Origin of the sequence: Nonomuraea sp. B12E4 (assembly GCF_039871825.1) — a bacterium.
Lineage (GTDB): Bacteria > Actinomycetota > Actinomycetes > Streptosporangiales > Streptosporangiaceae > Nonomuraea.
The window spans coordinates 222,052-228,403 of the sequence record NZ_JBDPME010000015.1 but is presented as its reverse complement, the minus strand read 5'-3'; the positions used below and the strand labels follow the sequence as shown (position 1 = coordinate 228,403).

Sequence of the window (6,352 nt, the reverse complement as noted above, 5' to 3'; positions counted from 1 at the left end):
TGAACAGTCTGTACAAGAAAGAGCTCATCGACTTTCGCGGCGGCTGGCAGGGTGTCACCGACGTGATGCTTGAAACCATGGAATGGGTTGCCTGGTACAACGAGACGAGGCTCCACTCGTTCTGTGGAAATATTCCGCCGAAGGAGTACGAAGGCGCCTTCTTTAAGGCGCAGGAATCTGCTATGTCATTCGCAAGTTCGCAGGAATCGTAGCCTCCAAGATTCCCGGGGCGGTCCACTCAAGCAGGGCCTCGCTCACAAGGCGCGCTCGTTCTCGCCGCCTGTCCAGCTTACGATCAGCGACGCGGAGGTGGATGGGGCACCGGTCATCGTCGCCAGGGTGCATGAATGCGATCCGTCGGCCAAGCCATGTCGGATCACGGCATCGGGTACGGCATACATGCGGGGGTACGATGGGGACTTCCCACTGTCGGATTTGGAAGAGCAGGCATTCCTCGCTGCCCGGAAGCCGCCGCTCTTCGACCGGCAGCCCGTGCCAGGTGCCACCCGCGAGGACCTGGACGGCGACCTTGTCGCAGCATTCCTACGTTCGGTCCGCGAACGGGATCCCCACGGCCTGGGCCGTTTCCCTGACGATGCCGAGTTGCTACGGCGTGCCGGAGTTACCTTGCCCGACGGCACTCCGACCGTCGCAGGAGTGTTGGCCCTGGGGGTTCATCCACAGGAGTGGTTTCCGCGCTTCGTCATCCAGGCTTCGGCGGAGCCCTTGCCGACCGATCCTGTAGGTTCCCGGGCTCGGAACCAGGCAACGATCACTGGGGCCATTCCACGGATGCTGGAAGAGGCACTGAACTGGGCACGGCGAACCTTTGACACCAGCGTCGTGTCGGCGCCGGACGGGACTGTTCGTGATCAGCCCGCCTATCCATACATCGCCTTTCGCGAGATCATCGCGAACGCTCTTCTCCATCGCGACCTCGATCATTGGTCGGCCGGCATGGCCGTGGAGGTTCGACTCCGTCGTGACCGGCTGATCGTCTCCAACCCGGGTGGCCTGTACGGCATCACGGTCGACCGGCTCGGCCGGGACGCCGTCACCTCAGCACGCAATGCGCGACTCGTTGCGATCTGCCAACACGCTCGCACACCAGAAACAGGCGCGCGAGTGATCGAGGCGCTGGCAACCGGCATTCCGATCGTGGCCGATGCCCTGACAGAGGCCGGACTTCCACCTGCGCATTACATCGACGCCGCCATCCGATTCACTGTCGTCCTGCGGCGGCAGGCATTTCCCGTCATCCGCCCGGGCGACGACCTGAACGAGACGGAGCTACGCGTCTACGACACCTTGGCGGCAGGGACACGCAGTGTCGCTGACCTCAAGCAGGAACTGAACCTGTCCGCACCCAACATCCGCAAGGCACTCCGCGAACTGAGATCGAGGGGGCTCGTCGAGCAACTGGGGGGGCAAGGACGGCCAACAACCTACCGGAAACTCTCGGAGTAGAGGGATGCTGATGTCCTTGCACGCCGGTACGCCTATGCCCAGCGAGACAAGATGGCCGCTGATGTCCAGTTGGACGACGACTGATCAGGCCAGTCTCGTCGATGACGACGAAACTCGCGTGTGCTCGCCTGCGCGAGCCAATGGCACGAGAGGTCCGCAGCATGATCCTGCGGAGTTTCTTGATGCAGGTGGGCGGTACTGGGTTCGAACCAGTGACCCCTCGCTTGTAAGGAGCCAAGATCGGCTCCGCGTGGTCCCGACCTGGAGCTGTTCAACGCGGCCCCCACCTCTCGGAAGCAGTCCAGACACAGCTAATGGCACGCTAATGGCACGGTGATCATGCCTCTCCGGCCTGCAGCCATGCCGACTGACCAGGGCTTCCCCATCGCTCTCGGATCACTAAATGGCACGGGCATGGCACGCACGCGTACGCAGGTACACGCTGGCCCCTGGTGCCTGCCGCGATCACCACGGGAGCGACAACGGCGTCAGAACCAGCCCGATGATCAGCCACGTTGCTCAGTGGGCCAGGGCTGAGGAACGAAGCCCTGGACCTTCGATCGCCCCAACCATGCACGGCGACCAACCATGCCGTGGCGATCGCAAGGGCTGCATCTGTGCGGCGGCGCGGCAACCCCGATCAGAGCGTCCGGTCCGTGCGGCGAGGTGGGCGTGCGGCGGCCGGCCCGCAGTCCCGCGCCGTCCGGGACCGGCCCCCAGGCCGCACGCCCGGACGGCGGGCGGGTGGCGGGCCGGAGGTACGGCGGCGCGCCGCGCCGCCGTCTTGATATCTACTAGAACAATTCGGCAGTTAGCCGGGAGGACATTTCTGGTCTACGCTGCCTATGAAGGTAATACAAGCGTCTCTGACTATACCAGCCGTGGCTAGACTCAAACGTATGCGCCCTGCATTAACCGATACTCCGATAGGGGCGAATAAGCTCGACACGTTTGACTTCTTTTGCTGTAGCGGAGTTAGTCGACCAAGCCCATGAGCGATTGTATTTCTGGCTTCAATTGCCGCATTTACCTTGTTCCAGTCGGCGCAGCCTTTGAGGTGTATCCTGTGAACTTTATTGTACTTGTCGTGTCGACGGTCCCAGTTGCTCGTTGATTGAAGCTCGTACTCGTCCACAAGTATCTTCACGATAGGATCTGGATAAGGCAGAGCTTCACCCAATAGGTCCAGAGACAAACTGTCGATATATGACTCTGCAATGCTTACATATCGAAAAATAGCTGCTTCAGCTTGAAGGACGTTCGGCTCGAGAGTACCCAGGTAGTTGTACGATGTCCGAATGCGACCAGGCTTCCGAGCGGATGTACGAGTATCCGACTCAAGCGTAACCTCGCGTATCAACACTAGGGCGGCTTCGCTTATGCTCCTGCGCGGGTAGGGAGTGAGTGCGCCCATATCAACCATCCATCAGCCATCGATAAAGGCGCGACGATTCCTTAATAGCATTTATCTGCTTATCTGTGGGGCGCGCATCTGTAGCGACTAGTTCTTTGATCGCGAGGATATACCAGGGCGCAAGAGCTTGAGGTTCCATCCGCAGGGCACGGTCCAGGTCGGGGAAAGTGCTCGCTGCAATGGTGGCTAGCGCCAACTCTGCTTCGCCATGAATGAGACGCCCATATCCCTTATCTCTCTGGCTTTTAATCCACTCTGTGCGACTGTGAGTTGCCGCAATGCCTAGCTTGCGACTTATGTAGATTAACCAGAGGCTTTGCCACTCGCTGGAGGAGCGCTTTGATATCGTGTCCCATATCTGTTCAACTCTCCCCTTGTTTCCTTCGAACATAAGGACGAGGTAGTTGGCAATCTCAGGCGTGAGTGAGGGAACGAAGTTGAAGAGGCGAATCACATACGAAAGTCCCAAGTCACTTTCATGACGTGTTAGCGATGCAAGAGCATTGCGGAGGACCGTCACTTCCTCACGCTTAGTATTTTTCAGGTCGATACTGTCGGGATCGTCTGGATCTAGGCCGATGCGCTTAAGGGTAGTCAAAGCTTCCTCGATGGACTTCTCTCCGCCTGGGTCGAAGTAGTCGTTGAGCTCGGCCTGCTCGATGTCATCTTCAGAGTCCCCTTCCAAATTATCTGGCTCAGATCGCAGAGCTCTTTTGATATAAGTTTGGATTGTTGGCGTGTATGTCTTGTGGTCAGCTATGACAAGTCCGATTGCGCGCAAGGATTCCGCTAGCATTTCAATGGCGCTTAGTGCGTCCGAGTAGCTTTCGCAGGCGATCCTGAAATCATCGTTGAAGCGCCACAAGGCAAGACCTCGACGTATGAGGTCTCGCTCGACAATGCCGATATGAACTTCGGAGAGCCAATCTGAGGGATCTAGTAGCTGCGGGAGGCCGAAGGTTCTTCCTTCCAGCTCTGCTAGAAATTGAATAAGAAACCCTATTGCCTCAATTTCGCCAGTTTGTAGCTCCAACTCTCGGCGGAGCACTTCGTGGTCGATGTATTGATAGAATGCCGTGACATCCGCTTCTACTACGTATCTGATGGGCCGTGCGGTCGGCAGATCCGCTTCCGCGAGCCCCCTCCTCTCGAGGATCCTTGCTCGCGCGTAGGCGATTGGAGCAATGACGAATAGTCGATATTCATCCTTGCTTCTAGATGAGACGGCATGGCTTCTCAAGATATATTCGACTAGGCTTCTATAGATGATGCGATCTATCAAACTTATAGTGGGAACCGGCCGTATACCATGGCCGGCCTTTTTAGCATTTGTTAGCACACTAGAGGTTGGTTGGTAGCGCGAGGCAAGTAGGGTAGAAATCCATGCGGCGATTTCCTTTCCCTTGGAGGGAAGAATGTCTGTCCATGGCTCTGGCGGGATCAGGTTGCGCACAGCAGATAGTTCCGACCCGACCGCGTCAATGATATTCAGTTTCTTTATTAAAGCCTGTGGCAGCGGATCCATGATTCCATCTCTGTCGATCTTCTATCAAGTTGCTAGCGGCATGGTTGCTAGGGTGTTCGGTGCAGAGCTTTCCTTAATACTGCACATCGAGCCACTCGTCAAGATCTCTGCTTCCGCGATAGGGCCGTAGTTCGCCGTCCATGCTGATGGTGGAAGCTCTCCAACTACCTCGGCATGTGATCGGAAGCTGCAGTATGACTCGTAGCCAGATCAAGCTCGTCGTGCTGTCATGTATACAAACCCGCGAGCGATTACGGATACGTGTTATAAAGCAGAGCAATCACGAGTGCTCGACGAAGACCGATGCAATATCAATCGAGAAGGTCGGGACGTCGGCTCGTGAGGGCTCGTCGCGCAGTGATGAATCGCTCGTGAAATTCTGTGGCGAGCGCTTCCCGACGATAACGCTGTCGGAGAATGCGATCTAGATCTGCTGCACGGTTTACGAGGTCGGTAAGGGAGCGTCGATCTATGTCGAAGGCCGCTATACCCGCCTCAACTGCTGCGTCAAGGTTACCCCGTCGAGCGTGGACGATGCCGAGATCTATATGCGCGTCAGCGACACGCATGGGAGCATTGGAAGTGCCGTCAGGGCGCGTATGCATCTGGATCGTTTCGCGGGCATGTTCTTCCGCACGATCGTCGTCTGCGAGCCAGGTGTAGCAGGTTGCCGCGTAAAAGACCCACTTGGCGTGGTCGAAGACGAAGTGGTGGTCTGGGCGGTCAGGTAGAGGCAAGCTGCTCAGAACTTCGGCTCCGCGGGTCAAGGCGCGGTCGGCTTCGCGACGGTCGCCGATGCGGGCCAGGCCGCGGGCTTCTTGGAGGGTGAGTTGGACCATGGCGCTGCTGGTGCCGGCCACGGCTTGCCCCATGCGGGCAGAGGTGACGACGTCTTCGTAGCGACCTTCGACGAGGGCGAACCACGCTGACATCTCGTGAGCCCATCCCATAAGTTCGCCGTGCCCGACCTGACGTCCCATCTCGAAGGCTGTTCGACGGGCGGTTTCGGCTTCCTCCCTCTCTCCCAAGTCGTAATGAACGCATCCCAGCAAGGCCGTAAGCCATCCGGTAGTCACGAGCAGCTCGCGATGCTGGTCGAGGGTGAGGCGCCCCGCAAGCAGGTGATTGATCTGGGCCAAGCGTTTCTGCGTGCGTTCGCGCAGGGTTCCGGCGGGCACCACCGGGTAGGCGCGGCACAGCAGATCAACGGCCTCGGCGAGAGCCTCCAAGGTGCCCGTTCCGACGTCGGATGCCTGGAGTTGCTGGGCAAGCTGCATCGTGCCGTACAAGTCGGCTTCGGCGCGTAGGGCGTCGATGGGCATTTCCTGGGCTTCGATGAGACGGCTCTCGTTCTGCCTGCCCTGCGAGAAGCCGAGCTCTTCCGGTTGCTTCCCGGTCAGTTGGGTCAGCGCCAGCCGGTATTCGGTGCGCGGCCACCTGACTTCGCCTGCTTCCCAGCGCCGGATCCGCTCCTCGTCGCAGGCCAACCTTTGCGCGACGCCGATGGGGGTGGCGTTGACCTTTTCGGCCATCTGCGCGCGGTTGAGCTGTTCCTGGTTGCGCCAGGCGCGGAGGCGAACGTTTGGGATGTAGTCGGGCATCTGCGGGCCTTCCTCCCGGCTGGGGGCTCGAAAGGGGAAATGAGGGGGCCGTTCAGGGGTCCTGCTCAGACTCGGTTGCCGGTGGACTTGTCATCAATCAACCACGGTACGTCACGCGGCCTCCCGCCACAGGGAACGCCGGATGAACGAGGAGATGGCGACGGTGATCCGGCCAGACGAGACAAGCAAGACGTCGCCCTGCCCTGCTTGCCGGGGACGCGGGATCAAGCTGCGCGACTCGCGCCGTGCGCTCCTTACCGGCGACACCGACAGAGATGAGATCTCGAGTGAGGAGCGGGAGTGTCTCGACTGCCTCGGAGACGGCCGGGCCGAAGGGAGCGGAAA

At 59.2% G+C, this 6,352-nt stretch carries 4 protein-coding genes; 2 read left to right on the top strand and 2 right to left on the bottom strand.

The genetic code is table 11. From position 1 onward, the window contains the following. A partial coding sequence (locus ABGB18_RS30285; RefSeq protein WP_347699030.1) for an integrase core domain-containing protein occupies positions 1 to 212 on the top strand: 212 nt, incomplete at its 5' end. Between the two features lie 127 nt (positions 213 to 339). Next, entirely contained in the window at positions 340 to 1,467 is a 1,128-nt protein-coding gene (locus ABGB18_RS30280) for an ATP-binding protein (protein ID WP_347699029.1), read from the top strand. Between the two features lie 1,415 nt (positions 1,468 to 2,882). Here ABGB18_RS30280 and ABGB18_RS30275 read toward each other — a convergent pair. Both ABGB18_RS30275 and ABGB18_RS30270 read right to left on the bottom strand, forming a co-directional pair. After that, positions 2,883 to 4,406 carry a reverse transcriptase domain-containing protein gene (locus ABGB18_RS30275; protein WP_347699028.1) on the bottom strand — a complete coding sequence of 508 codons (1,524 nt, stop codon included), beginning with the start codon at positions 4,404 to 4,406 and terminating at the stop codon, positions 2,883 to 2,885. A gap of 311 nt (positions 4,407 to 4,717) precedes the next feature. Then, positions 4,718 to 6,007 carry a hypothetical protein gene (locus tag ABGB18_RS30270; RefSeq protein WP_347699027.1) on the bottom strand — a complete coding sequence of 430 codons (1,290 nt, stop codon included), beginning with the start codon at positions 6,005 to 6,007 and terminating at the stop codon, positions 4,718 to 4,720. Positions 6,008 to 6,352 lie beyond the last annotated feature (345 nt).

Bases quoted from the DNA above. Each gene is read 5' to 3' on its own strand.
- ABGB18_RS30275 (WP_347699028.1), bottom strand. From the start codon at position 4,406: ATGGATCCGCTGCCACAGGCTTTAATAAAGAAACTGAATATCATTGAC.
- ABGB18_RS30270 (WP_347699027.1), bottom strand. From the start codon at position 6,007: ATGCCCGACTACATCCCAAACGTTCGCCTCCGCGCCTGGCGCAACCAG.